General features: G+C 69.3%; 25 protein-coding genes and 2 tRNA genes. 13 read left to right on the top strand and 14 right to left on the bottom strand.

Annotation, left to right across the window (positions count from 1 at the left end; translation table 11 throughout):
• Window positions 1-306: 306 nt before the first annotated feature.
• Window positions 307-534: a hypothetical protein gene (locus tag ATO4_RS00005; protein WP_083589358.1), complete on the top strand. Its 228-nt coding sequence runs from the start codon at window positions 307-309 to the stop codon at window positions 532-534.
• A gap of 106 nt (window positions 535-640) precedes the next feature.
• Here the strand turns inward: ATO4_RS00005 and ATO4_RS00010 are convergent.
• Together ATO4_RS00010 and ATO4_RS00015 are read right to left on the bottom strand one after the other, a co-directional pair.
• A tRNA-Gly gene (locus tag ATO4_RS00010) sits at window positions 641-714 on the bottom strand.
• 42 nt (window positions 715-756) lie between these two features.
• Window positions 757-841: transfer RNA gene (locus tag ATO4_RS00015), tRNA-Tyr, on the bottom strand.
• Between the two features lie 198 nt (window positions 842-1,039).
• Between ATO4_RS00015 and ATO4_RS00020 the strand changes: the two genes are divergently transcribed.
• Window positions 1,040-1,894 (top strand): RNA methyltransferase, encoded by an 855-nt coding sequence (locus tag ATO4_RS00020; protein ID WP_083589359.1) that lies wholly within the window; start codon window positions 1,040-1,042, stop codon window positions 1,892-1,894.
• Between the two features lie 124 nt (window positions 1,895-2,018).
• Window positions 2,019-3,299, top strand: a complete 1,281-nt coding sequence (locus ATO4_RS00025; protein WP_083589360.1) for an FAD-binding oxidoreductase — start codon at window positions 2,019-2,021, stop codon at window positions 3,297-3,299.
• A gap of 82 nt (window positions 3,300-3,381) precedes the next feature.
• Here the strand turns inward: ATO4_RS00025 and ATO4_RS00030 are convergent, their stop codons facing one another.
• From ATO4_RS00030 to ATO4_RS00070, 9 genes are all read right to left on the bottom strand, one after another.
• A complete protein-coding gene (locus tag ATO4_RS00030) occupies window positions 3,382-3,810 on the bottom strand; it encodes a DUF2934 domain-containing protein (protein WP_210191000.1) in 429 nt (142 codons plus the stop codon).
• A gap of 502 nt (window positions 3,811-4,312) precedes the next feature.
• A complete protein-coding gene (gene gph, locus ATO4_RS00035) occupies window positions 4,313-4,990 on the bottom strand; it encodes a phosphoglycolate phosphatase (protein WP_083589361.1) in 678 nt (225 codons plus the stop codon).
• Entirely contained in the window at window positions 4,990-5,547 is a 558-nt protein-coding gene (locus tag ATO4_RS00040) for a thioredoxin family protein (protein ID WP_083589362.1), read from the bottom strand. The genes gph and ATO4_RS00040 overlap by 1 nt, the downstream gene beginning before the upstream one ends.
• Before the next feature lie 128 nt (window positions 5,548-5,675).
• Window positions 5,676-5,882, bottom strand: coding sequence for a hypothetical protein (locus tag ATO4_RS00045; protein WP_083589363.1), 207 nt, complete (start codon window positions 5,880-5,882; stop codon window positions 5,676-5,678).
• A 168-nt stretch (window positions 5,883-6,050) separates the two neighbouring features.
• Window positions 6,051-6,860: a formylmethanofuran dehydrogenase subunit C gene (locus ATO4_RS00050; RefSeq protein WP_083589364.1), complete on the bottom strand. Its 810-nt coding sequence runs from the start codon at window positions 6,858-6,860 to the stop codon at window positions 6,051-6,053.
• Window positions 6,857-7,756, bottom strand: coding sequence for a formylmethanofuran--tetrahydromethanopterin N-formyltransferase (fhcD, locus tag ATO4_RS00055; protein ID WP_083589365.1), 900 nt, complete (start codon window positions 7,754-7,756; stop codon window positions 6,857-6,859). Before fhcD ends, ATO4_RS00050 begins: the two co-directional genes overlap by 4 nt.
• Window positions 7,757-7,764: 8 nt before the next feature.
• Window positions 7,765-9,405 carry a formylmethanofuran dehydrogenase subunit A gene (locus ATO4_RS00060; protein ID WP_083589366.1) on the bottom strand — a complete coding sequence of 547 codons (1,641 nt, stop codon included), beginning with the start codon at window positions 9,403-9,405 and terminating at the stop codon, window positions 7,765-7,767.
• Window positions 9,406-9,432: 27 nt separating this feature from the next.
• Window positions 9,433-10,545, bottom strand: coding sequence for a hypothetical protein (locus tag ATO4_RS00065; protein ID WP_083589367.1), 1,113 nt, complete (start codon window positions 10,543-10,545; stop codon window positions 9,433-9,435).
• A gap of 86 nt (window positions 10,546-10,631) precedes the next feature.
• Window positions 10,632-11,000 (bottom strand): 4a-hydroxytetrahydrobiopterin dehydratase, encoded by a 369-nt coding sequence (locus tag ATO4_RS00070; protein ID WP_083589368.1) that lies wholly within the window; start codon window positions 10,998-11,000, stop codon window positions 10,632-10,634.
• A 236-nt stretch (window positions 11,001-11,236) separates the two neighbouring features.
• On the opposite strand from ATO4_RS00070, the gene ATO4_RS00075 reads away from it, so the two are divergent.
• The 8 genes from ATO4_RS00075 (at window position 11,237) to ATO4_RS00110 (ending at window position 19,092) form a co-directional block, all read left to right on the top strand.
• Window positions 11,237-12,247 carry a beta-ribofuranosylaminobenzene 5'-phosphate synthase family protein gene (locus ATO4_RS00075; RefSeq protein ID WP_083589369.1) on the top strand — a complete coding sequence of 337 codons (1,011 nt, stop codon included), beginning with the start codon at window positions 11,237-11,239 and terminating at the stop codon, window positions 12,245-12,247.
• Between the two features lie 104 nt (window positions 12,248-12,351).
• The gene (locus tag ATO4_RS00080) at window positions 12,352-13,248 is read left to right on the top strand and encodes an NAD(P)-dependent methylenetetrahydromethanopterin dehydrogenase (protein ID WP_083589370.1); all 897 of its coding nucleotides are present in this window, start codon (window positions 12,352-12,354) and stop codon (window positions 13,246-13,248) included.
• Complete coding sequence (locus ATO4_RS00085; protein WP_083589371.1) at window positions 13,245-14,369, top strand: ATP-grasp domain-containing protein; 1,125 nt, start codon at window positions 13,245-13,247, stop codon at window positions 14,367-14,369. Before ATO4_RS00080 ends, ATO4_RS00085 begins: the two co-directional genes overlap by 4 nt.
• A complete protein-coding gene (mch, locus tag ATO4_RS00090) occupies window positions 14,366-15,337 on the top strand; it encodes a methenyltetrahydromethanopterin cyclohydrolase (protein WP_083589372.1) in 972 nt (323 codons plus the stop codon). The genes ATO4_RS00085 and mch overlap by 4 nt, the downstream gene beginning before the upstream one ends.
• Window positions 15,321-16,307, top strand: coding sequence for a RimK family alpha-L-glutamate ligase (locus tag ATO4_RS00095; protein ID WP_083589373.1), 987 nt, complete (start codon window positions 15,321-15,323; stop codon window positions 16,305-16,307). The genes mch and ATO4_RS00095 overlap by 17 nt, the downstream gene beginning before the upstream one ends.
• Window positions 16,308-16,317: 10 nt before the next feature.
• Window positions 16,318-17,199, top strand: coding sequence for a triphosphoribosyl-dephospho-CoA synthase (locus ATO4_RS00100; RefSeq protein WP_083589374.1), 882 nt, complete (start codon window positions 16,318-16,320; stop codon window positions 17,197-17,199).
• 239 nt (window positions 17,200-17,438) lie between these two features.
• Window positions 17,439-17,948, top strand: coding sequence for a formaldehyde-activating enzyme (fae, locus tag ATO4_RS00105; RefSeq protein WP_083589375.1), 510 nt, complete (start codon window positions 17,439-17,441; stop codon window positions 17,946-17,948).
• 370 nt (window positions 17,949-18,318) lie between these two features.
• Entirely contained in the window at window positions 18,319-19,092 is a 774-nt protein-coding gene (locus ATO4_RS00110; protein ID WP_083589376.1) for an NAD kinase, read from the top strand.
• A 28-nt stretch (window positions 19,093-19,120) separates the two neighbouring features.
• Here ATO4_RS00110 and ATO4_RS00115 read toward each other — a convergent pair whose 3' ends face one another.
• The 3 genes from ATO4_RS00115 to ATO4_RS00125 all read right to left on the bottom strand — a co-directional run bounded on the left by ATO4_RS00115 (window position 19,121) and on the right by ATO4_RS00125 (window position 21,648).
• The gene (locus ATO4_RS00115) at window positions 19,121-20,260 is read right to left on the bottom strand and encodes a DUF2336 domain-containing protein (RefSeq protein WP_083589377.1); all 1,140 of its coding nucleotides are present in this window, start codon (window positions 20,258-20,260) and stop codon (window positions 19,121-19,123) included.
• Between the two features lie 180 nt (window positions 20,261-20,440).
• Window positions 20,441-21,064: a flavin reductase family protein gene (locus tag ATO4_RS00120; protein ID WP_083589378.1), complete on the bottom strand. Its 624-nt coding sequence runs from the start codon at window positions 21,062-21,064 to the stop codon at window positions 20,441-20,443.
• Window positions 21,064-21,648 (bottom strand): nitroreductase, encoded by a 585-nt coding sequence (locus tag ATO4_RS00125; protein ID WP_280940470.1) that lies wholly within the window; start codon window positions 21,646-21,648, stop codon window positions 21,064-21,066. The genes ATO4_RS00120 and ATO4_RS00125 overlap by 1 nt, the downstream gene beginning before the upstream one ends.
• A gap of 176 nt (window positions 21,649-21,824) precedes the next feature.
• On the opposite strand from ATO4_RS00125, the gene ATO4_RS28610 reads away from it, so the two are divergent.
• Entirely contained in the window at window positions 21,825-21,959 is a 135-nt protein-coding gene (locus ATO4_RS28610; protein ID WP_280940471.1) for a hypothetical protein, read from the top strand.
• Window positions 21,956-23,152: a hypothetical protein gene (locus tag ATO4_RS00130; protein ID WP_245308486.1), complete on the top strand. Its 1,197-nt coding sequence runs from the start codon at window positions 21,956-21,958 to the stop codon at window positions 23,150-23,152. The genes ATO4_RS28610 and ATO4_RS00130 overlap by 4 nt, the downstream gene beginning before the upstream one ends.
• Window positions 23,153-23,166: the final 14 nt, after the last annotated feature.

The raw sequence follows: 23,166 nt of genomic DNA on the forward strand, positions 1-23,166 counted from the left end.
CGTGCCGATGTTCACATGCGGCTTGTTACGCTCGAATTTGCTCTTGGCCATCGCCTGCTCCCAGTCCGGAAGTTATTTCGGGTGCGCGCCACATATTCGCTTGCGCGAAAGGACGCAAGTGCGGGGCCCGCATGGGGAACTCGAGGCCGCGGCGAACCAAAGCCGGGGCCGGATCGCGGTTCCGGTGCCGAGGCGGCGGCGACGACCAAGTGCTGCGCGGCACGGCGAAAATCCTGCGGGAACCATGACGTAGCGCCGCGACTTCAAGCTGGAACGCAACCGCAGCCAGGACAAGGAGCCATCACGATGAGCGACTTCGAAGGAAACGATGGCAGCAACAGCGACCGCAAGGGCGCTGCGATCCCGAAGCAGACGACCGACCACGGCAAGATCGAGGAGACCCGCGAGGAGCTGGAAAAGCAGGGCCGCCCGGAGGACCGCGATCTGACGACCGACCATGAGCTCGCCAGCGACGCGGAAGACGAGCGGCCGGCGGTGGACGGTCAGACGAGCGTGCCGGTCAGGACCGATTGACGCTCGACGCATCCAGCCGGACGTTCGGCAGACGTCTCCAACGGTCGTGGCGCTCGAGGTCGTGGCGCTCGAGGTCGTAGGGCGCGAGGTCGTGGCGACGGGAAGATGGAGCGGGTAGCGGGAATCGAACCCGCGTATTCAGCTTGGAAGGCTGCTGCTCTACCATTGAGCTATACCCGCGCACACACGAAGCTAGCCGAAAATGCCTGCCGTGGAAAGCGCTGGTGGAGGGGGCTGGATTCGAACCAGCGTACGCTAAGCGAACGGATTTACAGTCCGTCTCCTTTAACCACTCGGACACCCCTCCGAACCGACGATGGCGCTTTCACCCATCGTCATCCGCATGAACCGGTGGGCAAATCGCCGCCCGGCATGTCCGTGCGGCCTTATGAAAAAACTGCAGGCGTCTGTCAACGCCGCCGCGGCGATTGCCCGTCCGAATATTCCGCGCCCCCTTTCCCTCCCGCCCCTTTCCCTGGCGTCCCCGCTTCGATAAGCCGAGGTCATGAGCGACGACACATCCGGCTCCCCCAAGGACGCCCACTACGCGCGGCTTCGCCGCAACTATCGCGACGCCAAGCGCGGCGAGTCGGGCACAGCCCCGCGCCGCCAGAAAAGCGAGCCGGTGCCGGGGCGTCCGGCGGCGCCCGGCCGGATCTGGCTCTACGGCCTCCACACCGTGGCGGAGGCCCTGAAGAACCCGCGCCGAAAGCTGCACCGGCTGCTGGCGACGCGCAACGCGCTGGCCCGGCTGGAGGTGGACGAGACCGCCCTTCCCTGCCCGCTGCACCTCGTCGAGCCGAAGGCGATCGACACCGAGCTCGGTTCCGAGGCGGTGCATCAGGGCGTCGCGCTGGAGACCGAACCGCTGGCGGCGAAGCGGCTCGGCGATCTCACCGGTGCCAGCCTCGTCCTCGTCCTCGACCAGGTGACCGACCCGCACAATGTCGGCGCCATCCTGCGATCGGCGACGGCGTTTGCCGTCGATGCGGTGGTGACGACCAGCCGGCATTCGCCACAGGAGGGCGGCGTGCTGGCCAAGGCCGCCTCGGGCGCGCTGGAGCACGTCACCCAGATCGAGGTGAAGAATCTCGCCGACGCGCTCGAAGAACTGGCCGGCCAGGGCTTCCTGACCGTCGGCCTCGATTCGGAGGGGCCCGAGCCCTTCGAGGCGAGCCTTGCGGGCAGAAAACTCGCCATCGTGCTCGGCGCCGAGGGCAAGGGCCTGCGCCAGAAGACGCGGGCGACCGTGGCGCGGCTCGCCCGGCTGGACATGCCGGGGGCGATCCACTCGCTGAACGTCTCCAACGCGGCGGCGATCGCGCTCTACGCCGCGCGACGGCATCTTTCCGTCAGCTAGGCGTCACGACGCCTCGCACGGCCGCGACAATACCCTGGCCGCGGTCGCGAAACCGGTGGACGCGCGGGCCGGGACGCCGCCAAATGGGTGCCGCTGCGATGATTCGCGACGGGGCGGGAAGACGATGCTGCAGGATCCGCGATCCCACGGGTTGTGGGAGACCACCGCACCGGCGGCGCCGGAGACGCGGCCGCTCGACGGCGAGCTGCGCGTCGACGTCGCGGTGGTCGGCGCCGGCTATACCGGCCTGTCCGCCGCGCTGCACCTGGCGGAGCGGGGGGCCTCCGTCGCCGTGCTGGAGGCGGCCGGCATCGGCTTCGGCGGCTCGGGGCGCAATGTCGGCCTGGTCAATGCCGGCCTCTGGGTCATGCCGGACGACATCGTGGCGACGCTCGGCGCAGAGCGCGGCGAGCGGCTCCTCGCGCTGCTCGGCGAGGCGCCCGCCGCCGTCTTCGACCTCGTCCAGCGGCATGCCATTGCCTGCGAGGCCGAGCGGGCCGGCACGCTGCATTGCGCCGTCGGCGACAAGGGATTTGCGGAACTTGCCGAACGTGCCCGGCAGTGGCAGGCGCGGGGTGCGCCGGTCGAACTGGTCGACGCCGCGGAGGCTGCGCGCCTCACCGGCACCAGCGCCTATGCCGGCGCCCTCCTCGACCACCGCGCCGGGACGATCCAGCCGCTCGCCTATGCGAGGGGGCTCGCTTGCGCGGCGCTCGCCGCCGGCGCTGCGATCCACACCGACACGCCGGTCACGGCACTGGCCTTCGACGGAGCGGTGCATCGCCTGACGACACCACACGGCCAGGTGACGGCCAGGCAGGTGATCGCCGCGACCAATGCCTACAGCTCGGCGCCCTTTGCAGAGCTTCGCGAGGAAGTCGTCGCCCTGCCCTATTTCAACATCGCGACGCGGCCGCTCTCGTCGAACGTGCTCGGCTCGATCCTGCCGGGGCGCCAGGGTTGCTGGGACACCAATGAGGTGCTGTCCTCCTTCCGGCTCGACCGGTCCGGTCGGCTGATCATCGGCAGTGTGGGTGCCCTGCGGGGAACGGGAGCGGCGATCCACCGGCGCTGGGCGCGCCGCAGCCTTCGCCGGCTGTTTCCGCAACTGGGCGACGTCGCCTTCGATGCCGAATGGTACGGCCGCATCGGCATGACGACGGACAGCCTGCCGCGGTTTCATCGCTCCGAGAGCGGCATCGCCTCGTGCAGCGGCTACAACGGTCGGGGAATCGGCCCCGGCACGGTGTTCGGCCGCCTCCTCGCGCAGTCGGTGCTCGGCGTGGTCGCCGATGCCGATCTGCCGCTGCCGGTCATGGAGATCGAAAGCCCGCGCTGGCGGGTGCTGAAGGAAGGGTTCTACGAAGTCGGAAGCCAGTTCGCCCACGTTTCGTCGCGAATCTGAACCGGCCGTCTGACCGATTCAAATCCGTCCGAAGGGCGGGTCGCATCCCCGCCCGACGATCGATCCCTCGAACGGAGGGCTATCAGGCGCGGCGGGCGGCGACCCGGCGGCCGACGAGGTTCGCCTCGTGGGCGCCGTAGAGATCGCCGCCTGTCTGATCGCTGGCCGCCCGCCGCCGGCGCCAGGACGAGCGCTCGTCCGCGACCTCGTCGGCGAACAGCTCCCGCGAAAACGGCTCGGGCGTCCACAGCGCCTGTCTCAGCCGATCGATCTCGGTGTCCGCCGCGATGAACACCTCCCGCTCCCGCGGGTGCCGGACCCGCGACCGGCTGTCCGCCGGATGCAGTTCCGCATAGATCCGATTGGCCTGAGCCCAATGCTCATGCTCGCGACCGCTCGGGCATCCTTCCTGCTCCCATATCTGGTAAGCAAGAGCCCGAATTTCGGCCGCATCATCGCTCCTCGGCATGAAGATATCCTCCCGCCTGCCCATCGGCAGGATCCCGCGCATCGAACACAAGAAGAGGAACAACCCTGACGGCCATTGGTTGCACTGCAAAAGCGATGCATGGCCGTTATCTGTTTGGCAAACTATGCATTTTCTCCCCGAACGCAGATCGCCGCGCCGGGTGGATGTCGGACCGCGTCAACTGCCCACGGTGTAAGCGCACGCTACGATGATCAGCCAGAGACCGATGGTCGCCAGCAAGATCGCGTCCTCTGCCGTCCTGTAGTCTATCACGTCTGGCCATCCTCTCGCCGGATCTCGGCAAAATTTTGAAGCCGCATCTGAGAAAGAGTTAGACCACTGAAATAAAAAGGCAAAGTCAGTCTTGCAGACAAGCCGCGAGTGGCCGCGTCCGACGTGCGAACAGCTTTCGCGATGCCGCCATTCCCGCACCGTCTGACGCCGTTGCGGCCGGGCATGACGTCGCCTGCTTCGTTCGCCGGCGCCCTCGCTCCGCCCCCGAACGGAGCTGCCGCGGAACTGGCTGCGGCATGCGAACCGTGCTCTACCGCAGGACGGCGAACAGTCCCGGCACGTCGGCGAGGCTCCCGGCATTCGCGTCGGCGGAAAGTTCCTCCGGCGACAGGGTCGTATACCCGCCGATGACGACCACGACGGCGATGCCCGCGGCCTTGGCCGCCCGGACGTCGTTCTCGCTGTCGCCGACGAACAGGACGTCGGCGGGCGACAGGCCGAGATCGTCGCAGGCCTTGAGGAGGAGGCCCGGCTCGGGCTTCTTGGCCGGGCCGGCATCCCCGCCGACGACGACGTCCATCAGATCGAAGAGGCCGAAATGCCTGAGGATCTCGCCGGTCGCATGCCCCGGCTTGTTGGTCACGACACCGATCCTGCGACCCTCGGCCTTCAGACCCCGCGTCACCTCGCTCGCGCCGGCATAGAGGGTGGTGAGCTCGGTGCTGCGCGGCTCGTAGATCTTGAGGAAGCGGTCGACGATCCTGTCGCGCGTCGCCGGATCCAGGTCCTTGTCGAGGGCGGCATAGGCGCGCTCGATCAGCTTCGGCACCCCGGCGCCGATCATCCGCGTCACCGCCTCGAGGGTGAAGGGCGGCTCGCCGTAGCTCTCCAGCGTCTCGTTCAGCGCCGCGTGGAGATCGGGCGCGGAATCGATCAGCGTCCCGTCGAGATCGAAGAGCACCGCCTTCGGCCAGTCCTGCGCGGTCATCAGGCGGCATCCTTCCATTTGATCGAACAGCCGATGGAGGGGATCTGCTCGCGCGGCCCCTCACCCGTCTCGGCGACCTGCCGCATCGCCTCGAAGAGATCGCGCGTCGTGCCTTCCGGGGCCTGCTCCTTGCGGGAGGCGTCGATGCGGCCGCGATATTGCAGCGTCAGATCCCGGTTGAAGCCGAAGAAGTCCGGCGTGCAGACCGCGCCGTAGTCCCGCGCCACGTGCTGTTCCTCGTCGTAGAGATAGGGGAACGGAAAGCCGTGCGCCTCGGCAAAGCGCTTCATGTTGTCGAAGGAGTCCTGCGGATAGGCCTCGACGTCGTTGGAGGAGATCGCCACCGTGCCGATGCCGATGGCGGCGAGATCGCGGGCGTCGCGGACCAGCCGGTCGATCACAGCCTTCACATAGGGGCAGTGATTGCAGATGAAGGCGACGAGCAGCCCGTTCTCGCCGCGGCACTCGAGGATCCGGTGCGCCTTGCCGTCGACGCCGGGAAGTTCGGCGTCGCGCGCCGGCCAGCCGAAGTCGCAGACGGGTGGTTGTGCTGCCATGTCAGAGCTCCCAATCTCGTCTGGTGCCGTCTCTCATTATGGCGCATCGGCGCCGCCGGGAAAGCTCCCGGGGCGCCGGATGCGCCGGAGGCCGGCGTCCTGCCGGGGCCGGGCCCGCGGTTGCGGCCTCAGGCCGGGTCGAGGCGCTGCTCCGGCCATTCGCAGCGCCACTTCGTCACCTTCCATTTCGGATGCTCGCCCGCCCATTGTGCGACATAGGGCGAGGAGATCATCATGCATTGCGCGCTGGTCGAGCGGGCCTGATAGGTCAGGCGTTCTTCCTTGCAGCTCGCAGGATTGGCGACGAGACAGACGGTCATGACGAGATCGATCATCGGATCGTGTCCTCCCAGAAGACGACGGTGCCCACCGGCCTTGCGGACATTCGCGCAGCGTCGAGGAGGATAGGGCGGCGGATGCGGGCCGGCAGGAGGTGCGACCCCGCGACAAATCCGCCCTCGGCCCCGGCCCGTTCCGCCTCGGCCGCGTTCCGCCCTGGCACGTCAGCACGGCAGGAAGATCTCGCCGAGCCCCAGCACCGCCGTGTCGCCGCCGAGCCGGCGCATGGCCATGCCCTCGAAGGCCACCGGCCCGACTTCGCCTGCCGCAAAATCCCGCGCCATGACAGTGAGGATCAGGAGATCCGCCGGCCCGTTGTCGAGGAAGGTCGGCGCCAGGGTCTCGGCGCCGTTGCACAGGAGCAGCGTGCCGCGCTTCATCAGCCGGCCGGGCGTGCCGGCCGCGGTGCCTGACACGATGATGGTTCCGGCGATCATCCGGCTGCCGACGTCCGTGCCGGCATTGCCATCGATCGAGATGACGCCGCGCCGCATCCGGTCGCCCGCCCGCGGGCCCGCGCTGCCGGAGACGACGATGGTGCCGCCCTTCATGCCGGTCATCTCGCCCGCCAGCGGACCGCCGAGACGCTCGCCGGCGTCGCCGCCGATGCGGATGACGCCGCCGGACATTCCCGATCCGGCATGGCCGCCGACGGAGCCCTCGACGCTGATCCGCCCGCCGGACATCGCCCGGCCGAGCCGGGCGCCGGCATCGCCTTCGACGACGATTCCGCCGGCCTGCATCGCCTCGCCGATGCGGTCGAAGCGCGTCGAGCCGCCCGCAAAGCGGATCGAGGAGGGATCGTCTCCGACGACCTCGAAGACGTCGCCGACGGTCAGGCCGAAGCGGCTGGTTCCGACGGGGATCGCCGCGATCTGAAGCTCCGAGAGGCCGGCCAGACGCGCCGGCACCAGCGGCGAGAGATCGAGCCGCTCCTCCGGCTCCGCCCGCTTGCGAAAGGTCAGCCCGGTCATGGCAGGAGATCCTTCAGATGGAAGTGATGGGGGCCGAGATTGCCGCCATAGTTGCCGGCGCCGATCCGCACCGCCCCCTCCTGCGGCCCGAGATCGGTCACCGCCTTGATCCCCACCCGCATGGCATCGGCCACCGCCGCGGAGGTGAGCCCGTCGATGACGATCTCGAGCACCGACCCGATCTCCGGCGTCAGCTCCGATTTCGTCACGCCCTTCAGCGTCGGGCAGTAGGCGTCGTTGGTGGAGGCCATCATGCCCTTGTACTTGCCGCCGACCTTCGAGCCCGAGCGCACGATGCCGCCGGGAAACGGCATGATCACGTCCGGCACCTTGCGCATCGCGGCGACCGCCGCCTCCGAGGCCGCCAGGGCCTGGGGCGTGCTGCGCGCCATCAGGAGAAGGTTGCCGCCGCCGACGCCGTCCGTCGTCACGCCGGTGCGGGCCTCGCAGAGGAACTCGCCCTCCATCACCGGCATGCGCCAGAAATGCCGGCCCTCGAACTTCTTGGAGATCTGCCAGCCATCGGCGAAGTAGCGGATCGCCGAGCCGAGATCGATCTCCTTTTCGCCCGCAAGGTCGGCATAGCAGGCCGAGGTGGGGCTGGTCAGGATGCACTGGCCGAGGCGCGTGGTGACCTGCTTCTCCAGCCCGCCGGCGTCGAAGGAGAAGAACAGGACGCGCACGCCCGGCCGCCCGTCGCGGGTCTCCTGCGGCGACAGCACCCTGTCGATGCCGCCCTCGCAGCCGCAGGCGATCACCGAGGTGGCGAAACCGGTCATCGAGCGCGCGGCCTCGAGCGCCCACTTCTCGTTGATCGCGGTGATCTGGATCGCCGTGCCGGCCATCGGGAAGGCCTCGGCGAAGCCGTCGTCGATCGCAACGCCGTTGACGACCATGGCTTCCTCTACGCCCGACATGGCACCACCTTGAACGGATCCTCACGTCCGAGCGCGCCGTCCGGCACCTCGAACCAGCGGGACGACAGCCCGTATCTGTCGTCGAAGTAACGGTCGAGGCGGGTCTTCATCGCCTTGTCCGGTTCCGGGCGAAGCGTCAGGGCGCGGCCGAAGCGGTGCCTGACCACTGTCCCGTCCCTGACCACCAGATCGCCGTCCTTCAGCACATAGGCGGCCTTGCCGAACATCGCGGCCTTGTCCTCGCCGGGCCGGTAGACGGCGATATCGGCGACCGCGCCGGCGCCGAGATGGCCGCGATCCGGCGTGCCGAGCAGCCTTGCCGGCGCCGCGCGGGTCATGGTGGCGATTTCCGTGAGGGTGTATTCGCGCTCGATCTCCGGCAGCGACGTCATCTTCACCACCGATTTCGGCAGCGCATCGAGCCACTTCGCCCTGACGCCGCGGTCCATCAGCAGGGCGAAGATGTCCGGATAGGTGGTGAAGGGCGCGCCGTTCGGGTGGTCGGTGGTGAAGAAGACCCGGGACGGGTCCTCGATCAGCAGGAACAGCTCCAGCCCGATCGCCCATTGCAGGGCGTTGTAGAAGCTCTTGCGCCTGTAATCCATCGGGACCACGCCGCCGCCATTGGCCTCGTGGTCGAAGATGATGCTCTTCTTCGGACTCGCCTGCTTCGAGCCGGCGAACTGGCGCAGCTCGTCGGAGGAGATCGTCACCGTCTGGCCGAACATCACCTGGCCGATGTCGACGGTGATCTCGCTCGTCGCGTTGACGAGTTCGGCGAGTTCCCGGCCGCGGGAGGAGAACCGCCGCTTGCCCTCGGTGCCGTAGCCGTAGAACTGGATGTGGGCGAGGTGGAGCGGATCGCCCTCGGCCGCCTTGATCGTCGCCGCGATGGAGTCCGACGAGGCGCCGGGAACGCCGAGATTGTTGCAATGGACGTGCAGCGGATGCGGGATGCCGAGATCGCGCACCGCCGTCTGCAGCGTCTTGACGATCTGGCGCGAGGAGACGCCGTAATCCGGCACGACGTCGTCGAAGTCGAACTGGCGGACGTTCTCCTTGAAGGCCGCCGAGCCGCCGGCATTGATGCACTTGACGCCCAGCGCACGGCTGGAAGAGACCGTCCAGGCGACGTAGTCGGCAATCGCGTCGGCGCTTTCGCCCTCGCGGATCATCGACATCAGAAGATCGTCATTGCCGAGGACGACGAGGGTCGCCTTGTCGATGATCGGCGTGTCGGCGAGTTCCAGATGGGCATGCAGCGCCGAGGACGGCGCCATGGCCGGCTCGACGACCGTGGTAAACCCCATCTCGGCATAGCGCAGGCCGGTCTCCTCGGTGGTCCAGCCGACCTTGGAGAGCGCCGTCTCGCCGGGACGGGACGAGAACGCCCAGTGCCATTCCGGCAGCAGCAGCCGCGCGGTGTTCACATGGCCGCCGGCGATGTGGGAATGGATGTCGATCGCGCCGGCCATCACCACGAGGCCGGTGCAGTCGATCGTCTCGTCGGCTTCGCGCCCCGCCTGCGGGGCATCGACGACGACGCCATCCTCGACGAAGACGTCGCCCGCCGCGTCCCGGCCATTCGCCGGATCGACGACATGGCCGCCCTTCAGCCGTGTCAGCATGTCGGATTTCCTCCCGGCTGCGATCGGTCAGGCCGCTTCCGCGCCGCGCCCGGCCCGTTGATCGGCCAGCGCGTCGAGGATGGCGGCCGCCGTCGGCAGCTCGCTTGTCGTTTCGGCGGGTTTGGCGACGAAGCTGCCGAACCGCGCATCGTAGAGAACGCCGTCGTGGTCGCGGCCGGCTGCGGCCACCTTGAAGACCACCCGCGCCGCATTCGGAGCCGCCGGATCGGCGGAAATCAGGATCGCCGGCATGGCGAAGGCCGGCACCTGCGACGCCGCGCCGGCGAGCGCGTCGACGAAGACGACGACGTCGGCCTCGCCGTCGCCCGACAGCTGGCGGTCGCTGGCATGAAGGGTGGCATCGTGCTCGGCGGGGCCGCGGCCGTAGGAGACACGAAGCGGGAAGCCGCTGGTCCAGGTGGCGAGCAGCGCCGCCCCCATCGCGTCGGCATGGCCGAGCACCGGCAGGGTGCTCGCCCGCGTCGTCTCGTTGAGATCGCGCACCAGTCCGAAGATCTGCTCGGTGCCGAGTTCGCCGAATTCGGCCGGTGCGAAGACGACAGCGGCAAAGCCGGCCTCTGAGAGGAAGGTCGCGATGGTGGAGACCGCGGCGTCGCCGAGCGCGCCCTCACCCGCCCGGCGACCGGCGAGCTTCGCCCGGACCATGCCGACGACGTCGGTAATGGCGTCGCTGGCGCAGTCGAGATGGGTGACCTCGGCACTGCCCGGCAGCGAGATCGCCCGGCGCCCGAGGGTCATCAGGCGGCGGCCGGCACCCCTGGTGCGCACGCCGAGATCGGGCGCGGTGGCAGCCAGCATCTTCAGGAGGGCGACGTCGCACTCGCCCACGGCATCGCCGACGATCAGCACCCGGTCCGCCCGCCGCCGCATCTCGGCGGGCGAGGCCAGAAACGCGCCGCCGTCCCGCGCGGCGGCGATGAAGGGATAGAGGCTGGCGGATTCGCTATGGTCGATCACGGCACCGACCTGCCGTGCCAGCGAGAACGCGGCCCGCAGTCCCGCGACGTCGGTCCGCAGCCCGGTGACCAGCGGCAGGCGCCCGGCATCCAGCAGCTCGCCCGCCGCGCGCAGGGCATCCTCAGGCGACGCCGGCTTTCCGTCGATCCACGCAGTCTCCAAGACGTCTCGCTTTCTGTGCCCGGCGGGAAGGTACATCCTTCGCCGCGAAGGTCAATCGACCGCGTGGGTCGCCGCGTCGAGGGATCTCACTTGTCGTATTTGATGTAGGTGAAACGCGGATCGTCCGGCGTCCCCTGCAGCGGGCCCTCGTCCCGGCCCGGCTGCCACATGACCACCTCCTCGATCTTCTTCGCCAAAGCGAAGTCCGAATCGGTGATGCCCTTGGCGGCATGGTTCATCAGCCGGACCTCGACCCACGCATAGGAGGCGGTCAGGTCCGGATGGTGGAACGCGGCCTCGGCCAGATGGCCGACGGTGTTGATCACCATCAGCGTGCCTTTCCAGCCGCTGGTCTTGTAGGTCCGGCGGATCCAGCCGTCCTCGAGGCGCCAGGTCGGCAGCTCCGTCTTCAGCCTTTCCTCGACCTCGGCATCCGAATAGGTCTTGGCTGCCATCGCATTTCTCCCTTGCCCCGGTATCCACGGCCACAATAATAGGACACGGGCACCTGGTGTAGGGGATTTGGCGTTCGTTTTATTTTCGGTGGCAGGCGCAGAGCCGGAATCCCGACCGCGGGACCATGACAAGTCACTGACTTGTCGATGGATCTGGCGAGGGGGAAACGCTTCTGCCGTCAGTTCCGAATGTCGACGAGCGCCAGAATCGGGACACTGGAAGGCAGGATAGTTTCTTGAGCGAAGACGTCGTCACCGTCTCGGCGCCCGCCCGGCTGCATCTGGGGTTCCTCGACCCCGGCGGCTCGCTCGGCCGGCGATTCGGCGGGATCGGGCTCGCCCTCGAGGCGCCGTGCACGACCGTGGAGATCAGTCGCGGCGAGCGCGACATGCCCGAAGTCGAGGGTGCGGCAAGGGGTGGCGGACGTGCGGGCGCGTATCTCGCAAGGCTGCGCGATGCGCTCCGCCTCGATGCCGCCTACCGGCTCGCCGTCACCACCGAAATGCCCGCCCATTCCGGCCTCGGCTCGGGGACCCAGCTGGCGCTGGCGGTCGCCTGCGGCCTGCGGCGCCTGGAGGGCCTCGATCTCGACCCGGAGGCCGATGCCGCCCTTCTCGGCCGCGGCAACCGCTCCGGCCTCGGCGTCGCCTTCGTCACCGGCGGCGGTGTCGCCGTCGATGGCGGCAAGGGCGAGACGGAGCTGCCGCCGCCGCTGATCGCGCGGCTGCCGTTCCCCGAAGGGTGGCGGGTGATCCTCGTGATGGATCCGCGCGTCGAAGGGTTCCACGGCGAGGCCGAACTCGAGGCCTTCGCCGACCTGCCGCCCTTTGCCGAGAGCGACGCGGCGCGGATCTGCCAGCTCGTCCTGATGCGCGCCCTTCCCGGTCTCATGGAACGCGACCTCGCGGCCTTCGGCGGAGCGATCAGCGAGATCCAGGAAAAGGTCGGGGCGCACTTCGCCGCCGCCCAGGGCGGCGTCTTCACCAGCGCGAAGGTCTCCGCCGCCTGCCGATGGCTGGAGCGACACGGCGCCCACGGAATCGGCCAGAGTTCCTGGGGACCGACGGGCTTCGCCTTCGCGCCGGATCAGGACAGCGCCGAGCGGCTGCTCGCCGGGCTGAACGCCGCAGGTCTCTGCGAGGGACTCGACATCCGCATCGTCAAGGGCCGCAACCGCGGCATCGAAATCAACCGCAGGAGCGAGGCCGGCACGGGAGCCGTGACCCGGCGCCTCGGCACCGGCTGATTTCCTTCCCCTTCCCGCCCCGGTCGCCAGTCCAGCCCTGGCGCCTTCGCCCAAGCGGACGTCCCAGCGAACGTCAACGACCAGAGATCGACGGAGTAACCCCGATGGCAGCCAAGAACATTCTCCACATGCTGACGCCGCACAAGCATGTCAGCCCCTTCGACGTGAACATGGCCCTCGACGCCGGCTACGATTCGGTGACGCCCTACGAGGCGGTGACGATGGAGGAGGTCGCCGACCTCGTCCAGGACGTGATCTTCTCGCGTCCGCCGGATCGCGGCGTGAACTCGGCGGTGTTCTTCGGCGGCGACGACGCGGTCCTCGCCCTCGACATGATCGAGGCCGCGAAGAACGCGCTGGTGCCGCCCTTCGGCTGCAACATCATGGCCGATCCGGCCGGCTCCTTCACCACCGCCGCCGCGATGGTCGCCTGCGTCGAGCGGACGTTGAAGAACGAGAAGGGCAAGGCGCTGTCGGACGTCACCATCGCCGTGTTCGGGGCGACCGGCGTCGTCGGCTACTGCTCCGCGGTGATCGCCGCCCTCGAAGGCGCCAGGGTGAAGGTCGTCGGCTATAACGGCATCGAGCGGGTGCGCCAGCGCGCCGACGAGATGAAGGAGCGCTTCGGCGTCGAGGTCGAGCCGGTGGACGGCTCGAGCGACGACAAGAACACCGCCATCGTCAGGGAGGTCGAGGTGATCTTCGCCGCCGCGAAAGCCGGCGTGCAGGTCCTGAGCCTGAAGCAGCTGCAGGCGGCGGAGAAGCTGCTCGTCGCCGCGGACGTCAACGCCGTGCCGCCGCTCGGCCTCGAAGGCGTCGACGTGATGGCCGACGGCGAGCCGATCGAGGGCACCTCGGCCTTCGGGATCGGCGCCCTCGCCGTCGGGCCGATCAAGTCGAACACCGAGCAGGGCCTCCTGAAGCGCATGATCGAGGCCGAGGAGCCGCAGTTCCTCGACTTCCGCGACGCCTTCCAGCTCGCGCGCACGCTGGTGTCATGAGCGTCACCAAGCCCCGGGCCATCCTTGCGGCGGCCTTTTCGGCGAGGCAGATCGCCGCGAGCGCGAGGCTTGCGGGCATCGCTTGCCTCGCCGTCGACTTCTTCGGCGATGAGGATCTGCGCGACCACGCAGCGCGGTGCGAGGTGTTGCGCGGGCACTATCCCGACGGCTTTTCCGGCGACAAGCTGATCGCCGCCCTGACGAGACTTGCGGCAGGCGACCAGCCCCTCGGCTTCGTCTATGGGGCGGGCTTCGAGGACCGGCCGGAGCTTCTGGAGGCGATCGCCGAGCGCTGGCCTATCCTCGGCACGGATCCGGCGACGGCCCGCCGGCTGAAGGACCCTGAGCGTTTTGAAGAGATCTGCCGCGAGGCAGGCGTCGCCCATCCCGAGATCCGCCGGGGCGCGCCTGCCGATCCGGCGGGCTGGGTGTCGAAGAAGGTCGGCGGCTGCGGCGGCAGCCATGTGCTCCTCGGGGACGCGGCGCCGGCCGCGGACCGCTACTACCAGCGCTTCGTTTCCGGAGACCGGGTCTCGATGGCCTTCGTCGCATCGGCCGGGCGCACGGCCTTCCTCGGCTATTCCAGCCAGTGGGCCGATCCGAGCCCGCAGGAGCCGTTCCGCTACGGCGGCGCCGTCGGGCCCATCGCGGTCGATGCGGATCTCGACGCGGCCATGCGGCGGGCGGTGGCGGGGATTGCCGCGCGGCTGCCGCTCGCCGGCCTCTGCAGCGCCGACTTCGTGCTTGGGACAGCCGGGGCGGTTCTCCTCGAGATCAACGCCCGGGCCGGCGCGACGATGGACGTCTTCGACGACCCGGCGCGGCCGCTGATCGAACTCCATCTCGCCGCGCTTCGGGGAGAGCTGCCGGAGACCGAGCGCCAAGCACCCGCCGAAATCCGCGCGAGCGGCCTTGCCTGGGCGGAGCGTCCGCTGCGGGTTCCCGCCGGCTTTACCTGGCCGGACTGGACCCGCGACCGGACCGCGCCGCCGGCAGAATTTGCAGCGGGAGAGCCGATCTGCACCGTCGTTGCCGCGGCGCCGGGCGCGGCGGCGGCGCAGGCTCTCTTCCATACCAGAACGCGGCGGATCAACGAAATACTTGGGAGTATGGCCGCATGAGCCAGACGAGGATCTTATCGGTGAATGCCGGCGCCCTGCCGCTCGTCGCCGAATTGCGGGCGCGGGCGCAGGAGCTGAAGGTGGCGGTCTCGACCGGCGCGGCCGGCGAGACGCTGATCGATGCCGGGGCGAGCGTCACCGGCAGCCTCGAGGCGGGCCGCCTCGTCACGGAGATCTGCCTCGGCGGCTATGGCACGGTCGCCATCCACCCGTCCGAGCGGCTGCCGCGCTGGCCCTTCGCGCTGACCGTGCGGACGTCCAACCCGGTCATCGCCTGCATGGGCAGCCAGTATGCCGGGTGGCAGCTGACCAGCGCCGAGGACGAGGAGAGCTACTTCGCCATGGGCTCCGGCCCGGCCCGTGCGCTCGCCGGCAAGGAGGGGCTGTTCAAGGACATCGCCTATGCCGACCAGAGCGAGACGGCGACGCTGGTCCTCGAAGCCGCGAGCCCGCCGCCCGAGGCCCTGGTGCGCCGCATCGCCCATGACTGCGACATCGCGCCGGAACAGCTGACCATCGTCTTCACGCCGACCCAGTCGCTGGCCGGCAGCGTCCAGATCGTCGGGCGGGTGGTCGAGGTGGCGCTCCACAAGGCGCATGAGCTGCATTTCGACATGAGCGCCATCGTCGAGGGCATCGGCACGGCGCCCCTCGCCCCGCCGCATCCGGACTTCCTCACCGCCATGGGCCGCACCAACGACGCGGTGATCTATGGCGGCCGGGTGCTGCTCGCCGTCACCGGACCGGCAGAGGCGGCTCGAGCGCTGGCCGAGAAGCTGCCGAGCAGCACCTCGGCGGATTACGGCAAGCCCTTCAAGGAGATCTTCAGCCGCTACGACGGCGACTTCTACAAGATCGACGGCACGCTGTTCTCGCCGGCCGAGGTGCAGGTGGTGGCGCTGGAGACCGGCGAGACGTTCTCGGCCGGCAAGGTCGATGCGGAGCTGATCGATGCCTCCTTCGGCTGAGCCCGGCAAGGCCGGCGCGCCGCGCATCCTGCTCGTCACGGCGAGCCTCGACCGGCACGCCAGGGAGCTGCGCGCCGCCTTCGAGGGCTTGGGGGCGAGGGTCGTCGTCAGCGGTCTCGCCGATGTCGGCTTCGACACCGGCGCAAGTGACGGCCTTGCCTTCCCGACGCTCGGGGAAACGCTTCCCGACGCGGTCTGCGTTCGCACGATGGACGGCGGCAGCTTCGAGGCGGTGACCCGGCGGCTGTCGATCCTCCACGCGCTGGGGCGGCTCGGCATTCTCGTCTCGAACGACGCGCGGGCGATCGAGGCCTGCGTCGACAAGGCGATGACCAGCTTCCTCGTCGCGCAGGCGGGCCTGCCGACGCCGCGCGGCTGGGCGGTGGAATCGCGCAAGGAGGCCGAGCGGATCGTTGCGGGTGAGAACCGCGCCCTCGTCCTGAAGCCGCTGTTCGGGGCGCAGGGCAAGGGCCTGAAGCTCATCGGCAGCGTCGACGACCTGCCGCCCGCGGGCGAGATCGCCGGCGGGGTCTACTACCTCCAGCGCTTCATCGGCCATTCCACTGCCGGCCGCTGGTCGGACTACCGGGTGCTGGTCTCGCGCGGCCGGGTCGTCGCGGCCATGCGCCGGGAGGCGGCATGCTGGATCACCAACATCAAGCAGGGCGCGGCGGCCCATCCGGTCGAGCCGGACGCCGAGCTGGAAGAACTCGCCATCAACGCCACGGCAGCGGTCGGCGGCGACTTCTGCGGCGTCGACATCCTCAAGGACGCCAGCGGCCGGGCGCATGTGCTCGAGGTCAATTCGATGCCGGCCTGGACCGGGCTGAAGAAGGCGAGCGGGCTCGACATTGCGGCGATCCGGGCGGGCGACCTTCTGGCCGCCCTCGCCGAGCGCCGTCGGGAGGGCGATGCGCGATCCTCACCCGCGCCGGCGCTTGTCCCGGCCCTCGCCCCGGCAGCGTCATGATCGCCCGCCCATGAGCCTCGATGCGGCGGCGATCGAAGCGGCGTTCCTGGCCGCCTGCCATGCCGAGATCGATACGCTGAAGCCCGGCAACGTCCATCGCTTCGCGCCCGGCCACGGCATGACGGCCGAGACGTTCCGGGTGGCCGCGGCGGCCGCGGCGCCCGCCATCGCACGGCCCGGCACTGCCGTGGGCACGCGGATCCTGGAGGCGACCAAAGCCAGCTTTTCCGAGGTCGGCGTGAACGCCAATCTCGGGATCCTCCTCCTCTGCGGGCCCCTCGCGGCGGCGGCCGAAGGGATCGATCCGGCGGCTCGCAAGTCAGATCCGGTCCCAGCGCTTCGCCAAGCCGTCGGGCAGGTCCTGGCAGGTCTCGACGACGCCGATGCGCGCCAGGCCTTCGCGGCCATCGCGCTCGCCAGCCCCGGCGGCCTCGGCACCCGGCCCGACAACGACGTCCGCACCGCCCCGACCATCGGGCTCGTCGCAGCGATGGCGCTGGCGCCCGAGGCCGATCTCGTCGCCCGGCAGTATGCCGACGGTTTTCGCGAGGTCTTCGAAGTCGGTCTTGTCGCTTACGATTCGCCGGCCTGGCCGCCGCGGGACGACCTCGGCACCGGCCCGGCGCTCTGCGTATACCTTGCCTTCGCCGGCGGATTTCCCGACGGCCACATCGCCCGCAAATTCGGCGCGGGGGCAGCCGAGGACTGTCGCCGGCGCTTTGCAAATTTCAGTAACGCTCTGAAGCACTTGAGCAATCCGCAGGAACGTGTTGCAGCTGCCGCGGTGTTCGATGCCGAACTGAAGGCCGAGGGGCTCAATCCCGGCACCTCGGCCGACCTGACCGTCGCGACGCTCTTTGCCAAGAAACTTGCGGAAGCGCTCGCGGGGTGATTGACTGTTCGTCGCAGGGGGCCATCTGGCCCCAAGCTATCTGGCAAACCGGTCCCGAGCGGACGCCGCGAACAAGGATAGTCTTGTAGCCGGGTCCTGCCCGGCGAACAGGAGGAGGACCGTCCGACGCAGCGCCATTGGCCTGTGCCCGGATAGCAAGTCCTTCCTTCGGATCGGAACTTCTTCACGCGGCCGGGACCCCGGGCGCATCTACTGACACCAGTTTGGAGGAACTGCTCATGGCGACAATCAACAAGGTGATGGTCGGCGAATCGCTCGTCGGCGAAGGCAACGAGGTCGCCCACATCGATCTCATCATCGGACCCCGCGGCTCGGCCGCCGAGGCCGCGTTCTGCAACTCGCTGACCAACAACAAGGACGGCTTCACCACCCTCCTCGCGGTCGTCGCGCCGAACCTGCCGACCAAGCCGAACACGGTGATGTTCAACAAGGTCACCATCAAGGGCGCCAAGCAGGCCGTCCAGATGTTCGGCCCGGCCCAGACCGCCGTCGCGCGCGCTGTCGCCGACTCGGTCGAGAAGGGCATCATCCCGGCTGCCGAGGCCGACGACCTGTTCATCTGCGTCGGCGTCTTCATCCACTGGGAAGCCGAGGACGACGCGAAGATCCGCGAATACAACTACCAGGCCACGATGGAATCCATCGAGCGCGCCATCAAGGGCACGCCGACGGCTGCCGAAGTCGTGTCGAAGAAGGGTTCCGCCGCGCATCCGTTCGCCGGCGCCTAGACAAGAAACCATCCCGGGGAAGAGGAAAAGCCGGCGATGCCCGCCGGCCTTCTCCGGCGATTGGCCGCCAAGCTCGGTTTCCAGTAGGAAGCGCTTTCTCGAGACACTCGACCGGAAGGGGCCGCAAGGCCCCTTCTCCACGTCCGGGACACGACCGACCGCCACGAGCAGCCGCATCGCGTGATCCCGTCGAGCCATCCCGTCGCGACGGGTATTCCGCCACCCCCGGCGCATCGTCGCGGCGCCGCCCGCGAGCCGTGTCAGCCACCGGCAGTGCCGCGCTTCGCCGCCTTCGCCCGTTTCGATCGTCGCCTCGATGCTGTAGGCAGGGCGCGACCTCACGTCCATGGGATGATCCAGGCCGCCCCCGATGCCCCGACAGTTTCACTCCATCGCCTTCGTCGCCAGCGACACCGAGCCCGCCCAGGAGGCGGCGCGCCGGCTTTCGGCGCTCTATGGCAACGCCGCGAGCGAGACCGCCGACGTGGTCGTGGCGCTCGGCGGCGACGGCTTCATGCTGCAGACGCTGCACCGCTTCATGGACACCGCCCAGCCGATCTACGGCATGAACAAGGGCACCGTCGGCTTCCTGATGAACCACTACCGCGAGCACGGGCTGCGCGAACGGCTGGCGGCGGCGGTCGAGAATGCCGTGCGGCCGCTGGAAATGACCGCCGTCGATTCCGACGGGATCGAGCACAAGGCGCTGGCGATCAACGAGGTCTCGATCTTCCGCCAGTCCTTCCAGGCGGCCCGGCTGCAGATCTCGATCGACGGCAAGGTGCGGCTCGACGAACTGGTCTGCGACGGCGTGATGGTGGCGACGCCCACCGGCTCGACCGCCTACAACCTGTCGGCCCAGGGCCCGATCCTGCCGATCGACGCGCCGCTCCTGGCGCTGACGCCGGTCAGCCCGTTCCGGCCCAGGCGCTGGCGGGGAGCGCTGCTGCGCAACCATCAGGAAGTGACGATCACCGCGCTCGAGGCGGCGAAGCGGCCGGTCAACGCCGTTGCCGACGCGACGGAGGTGAAGTCGGTGGCAAGGGTGACGATCCGCGAATCCGGCGCCGACGTCTGCACCATCCTGTTCGACCAGGACCATTCCTGGGACGAGCGCATCCTGACCGAACAGTTCCGCTACTGACAAGCCGGCACCGGCTGAAGGAGATCGCTCAGGCCGCCGCCCGCGCCGCCTCGCGGGCCGCGTCGCGCTGCGCCTCGCCGGCGAGCTGGCGCAGCAGCGTCAGCGCCTCGGGCATCACCTGGCCGCCATGACCGCCATGACTGGCGCCGGCGCTGGCCCGCGCGAGAAGCAGGGCCGGCACGGCGGCAGGTCGGATCGTCGTATCGCCACGGGCGATCTGGCGCCAGAGCGACACGGCCTCGCCGAACAGCGTGGCCAGACCCTCCGGCAGGCCGCAGCCGAGGACCAGCGCCCGCAGCGCCGAGGACGGCCCTCCGGAGACGATGGCGGCCACACGCCGTTCGGTACGGCCCGACAGGCTGGCGAGGAGCGTCGTGAAGAGTTCGATGTTGCCGGCCACCACGACCCGCAGCATCAGCGACGGGGTGACGGCTCCGGAGCTGCGCAGATACTCGCCGAAATCGGGCGTCTGGCCGCTGGGAAGCGTCTCGGCAAGAACGTTCGTGCCTCGCTCGGCGGCAGCGAATGCCATCGCGCCGGCGCGCTTCTGGCCGAACAGGCTGGTGACGAGCGCCGAACCGGCGAGGACGTCCCGCACCTTGAGCATCAGCTTGTGGCGCACCTCCGGCGGCAGGTCGCCGCGCTGCAGCAGCGCCTCGCGGATCGCCGCGTCGTCGCCGAAGCGCCCCGCCAGATCGTGGAAGCTGCGCCCGGCGATCGCCGCGCCGTCATTGCGGCAGAGCGCGAGGGCCGCATCGGCCTCGCCCACCTCGGCGATCACCGCCGAGACGGGCAGCGGCACGACGGGGCGCTCGGCGATGGCCCGGCGCGCCGCGGGCGAGCCGATGGCGGCGACATCGACCAGATCGGCGCAGGAGAGATGCAGCGAGCGACCGGCGATCTCGGTGGCGACCCGGTCGACGTCGGCGGCAAGGGCGAAGAGCAGCGTGCGCGGCACGTGACGGCCGCCGGACAGCGCCTTCGCCATGGCGAGGCGCACCGCCACCGCCGGATCCTCCAGAAGCAGCGTAAGGGAGGCGAGGATCGTCTCGCGGTCGGAGCCTTCGGCTCCACCATGCACGAGCGCCTCGGCAAGCATCGTCGCCGCTTCGGCACGCTCCCGCGTCGTCGCCTCTCCGGCCCATTTGGCAAATCGCTGCACGATCATGAACGCTTCCCCCAGCCCTCGGCTCGCTTGGTCGGCCGATCATCGCGCGAAAAGGTTTAGCTTTCGTTCACCATGTTCGTTGACGCAGCGATAACCAGCGGCCTGCCGCCCCCTCAGGCGGCGCGCCGGCCGTGCGGGGCGCCGGCAGTGGGCCGAGCAGGCGCGATCGGCAGGCGCCGCTCAGACGTCGGAGCCGTCGGCGGCCCGCGGCCGGCGCATCTGGAAGACCTCGTCGCTGACGGAGTAGTCGAGATAGCCGAGGCGGGCGAGCGGCGCGGCGAGCGCCATGTCGATCATGCCGTCCGTCAGGATCGCCTCGTCGATGTGGATCGCGACGACCTGGCCGATCACCACGGTGTTCTCCGACACGGTGCCGTTCAGCCCTTCCGGCTGGAACCACTGGGTGACCTTGCACTCGAGGGCGGCGGGGCTCTCGGCGACGCGCGGCGCGGCGACGATCCGGCAAGGCGCCTCGGTCAGCCCCGAAAAGGCGAATTCGCTGACGCCGCGGGGCGCCGGGGCGGAACTCCGGTTGAGCTCGGCAGCGAGCGTGCGGGTCGCGAGATTGGCGACGAACTCGCCGCTCTCGATGGCGAAGCTCGCCGTATCCTTCATGCCGGCGGAGGAGAACATGAGCAGCTTGGGACGGTCGCTGATCGCATTGAAGAAGCTGTAGGGCGCGAGATTGACCGCACCGTCCTTGGAACGGGTCGAGATCCAGCCGATCGGGCGCGGCGAGACGATCGCCTTGAACGGATCGTGGGGCAGGCCGTGGTCGTTGGTGTCGGTCGTATAGAAGAGCATCAACCTGCCTCCGGTGCCCGGGCTTCCGTGACGATCGTCGCAAGCTCCGGCCGGGGCCGCTCGGAGGGCGGTTCGGTGGGGGTGCCGACATGGACGAAGCCCGCCACCCGCTCCTGTGGCGCGATGCCGAGAATGGCCTTCGCCTCGTCGTCATAGGCGACCCACTCGGTTACCCAGTTCGCCGCATAGCCATGGGCGTGGACGGCGTTGACGAGGTTCATCGTCGCCGCCCCGGCGGAGAGCTGCTGCTCCCAGACCGGGATCTTGACGTGTTCGCTTGCCGTCGAGACGACGCCGATGACGAGCGGCGCGCGGGTGAAGCGTTCGGCCTCGACCTTGTGGCGGGTCTCGGTCATCCGCTCGCCCTCGCGGTCGGCGACGAGCCTGGCGAGCGCCGCGCCGATCGCCCGCGCCGCATCGCCGCGATAAAGGATGAAGCGCCAGGGGGCCAGCTTGCCGTGATCGGGCACGCGCGATGCGATCGCAAGGATCCGGTCGAGTTCCTCGCCTGCGGGAGCCGGCGCTGCCAGCATCGGGATCGGGATCGAACGACGGGTGGAGAGAAGGGTCGCAGCTTCGGTCAAGGCTTGGTCTCCGAGGGCTCGTGCGGCAGAGCTAGGCGGGAAGGACGACCTTGGCAATCGCGTCGGCGCTGAACGGGGCGTTTTCCCCGCCCATGCCCCGGCTCGTTCCCCCCGGCCTGTCATCGCGGCTGGCGGCTGCCTTGAATTCGTCGATGATTTGCGGTCAAGGATATCCCATGGGGGAAGCATTCCAGACCGCCGCGCGCCAGCGCGCGGGCGTTCCAGTCATCGATGTGCAGAAGTCGCGCGCGGACGACGACCGTCCGGCCGACGCGACGTGCTGCGCGCCCGCCGCGGAGCTGTCGCGATGACGGGGCCGAGGTGCCGGCCCCTGGGGCGGCGGATCACGGCGGGGCTAACCGCTCTCGCTCTGTTCGCCGCCGCATCCACACCAACCGCTTTCGCGCAGGATGGCGGCGGCGGTAGCGGCGGCTTCCTCGGCGATCTCGGCGGGATCTTCGGCGGCGAGCCGGACCGGCCGGGGCCTTACGTCTCGCCGTCGGCGAACGACCTCCTGCCGAAGGGCGACGAGGTCGGGGCGCCGCAGGCGATGCCGCTGCGCCGATTCGATCCGATCGCCCTGCCGAACCTGCCCGGCAAGCCGCAGGCGCCGGCGATCGATCTTCCCGGGCTTCCAGCCTATGCGCCGCAGACCGGGCCGAACATCAACTTCTTGCGCCGGCGCGAGACGCTGTCCCTGCGAGCCGTGCTCTCGGAGGGTGGCGCGCCGATCCCCAACGGGCTGGTCTGGCGGCTGTTCTCGGCGGTTCCCTCCTTCGACGGCAGCCCCTCGCTGGTGGCCTCGTCGGAGAGCGCGACGCCCGATTTCGAGGTGGCGCCCGGCACCTACATCCTGCATGTCGCCTTCGGCCGGGCCGGGATCGTCAAGCGCGTCGACTTTGCCGGCATCAAGATCCAGGAGACCGTCATCCTCAATGCCGGCGGCCTGAAGCTCAACGCCGTCGTCGGCGACGAGGGCAAGCCCGCGGCCTCGCGGCTCAGCTTCGACATCTACGCCAAGGAGGACGACGAGGAAGAGAACCACAAGCTCGTCGCCAGCGACGTGCCGCCGGAACGGGTGGTGCGGCTGAATGCCGGCGCCTACCAGATCGTTTCCCATTACGGCTCGGCCAATGCGGTGGTGCGTGCCGACATCCGCGTCGAGGCCGGCAAACTGACCGAGGCGACGCTGACCCAGCGCGCCGCCCTCCTGACCATGAAGCTCGTGCGCGAGCATGGCGGCGAGGCGATCGCCGACACCGCCTGGACGATCACGACGGCCTCGGGCGACCTCGTGCGCCAGAGCGTCGGCGCCTTCCCGACCATGGTGCTGGCGGAAGGCGACTACGTCATCGTCGCCAAGAACAACGACCGCGTCTATCAGCGGCCCTTCACCGTCGCGGCGGGCGAGAACACCGACGTCGAGGTGCTGACCTCGGAGATCGCCCAGCCGGAGGATCCCGCCGAGGATCCCTTGGACACGGCGGCGGGCTCGGGCGACTGACACGAAAAAGCCGC

This window comes from Aurantimonas sp. 22II-16-19i (assembly GCF_002088275.1).
Classification (GTDB): domain Bacteria; phylum Pseudomonadota; class Alphaproteobacteria; order Rhizobiales; family Rhizobiaceae; genus Jiella.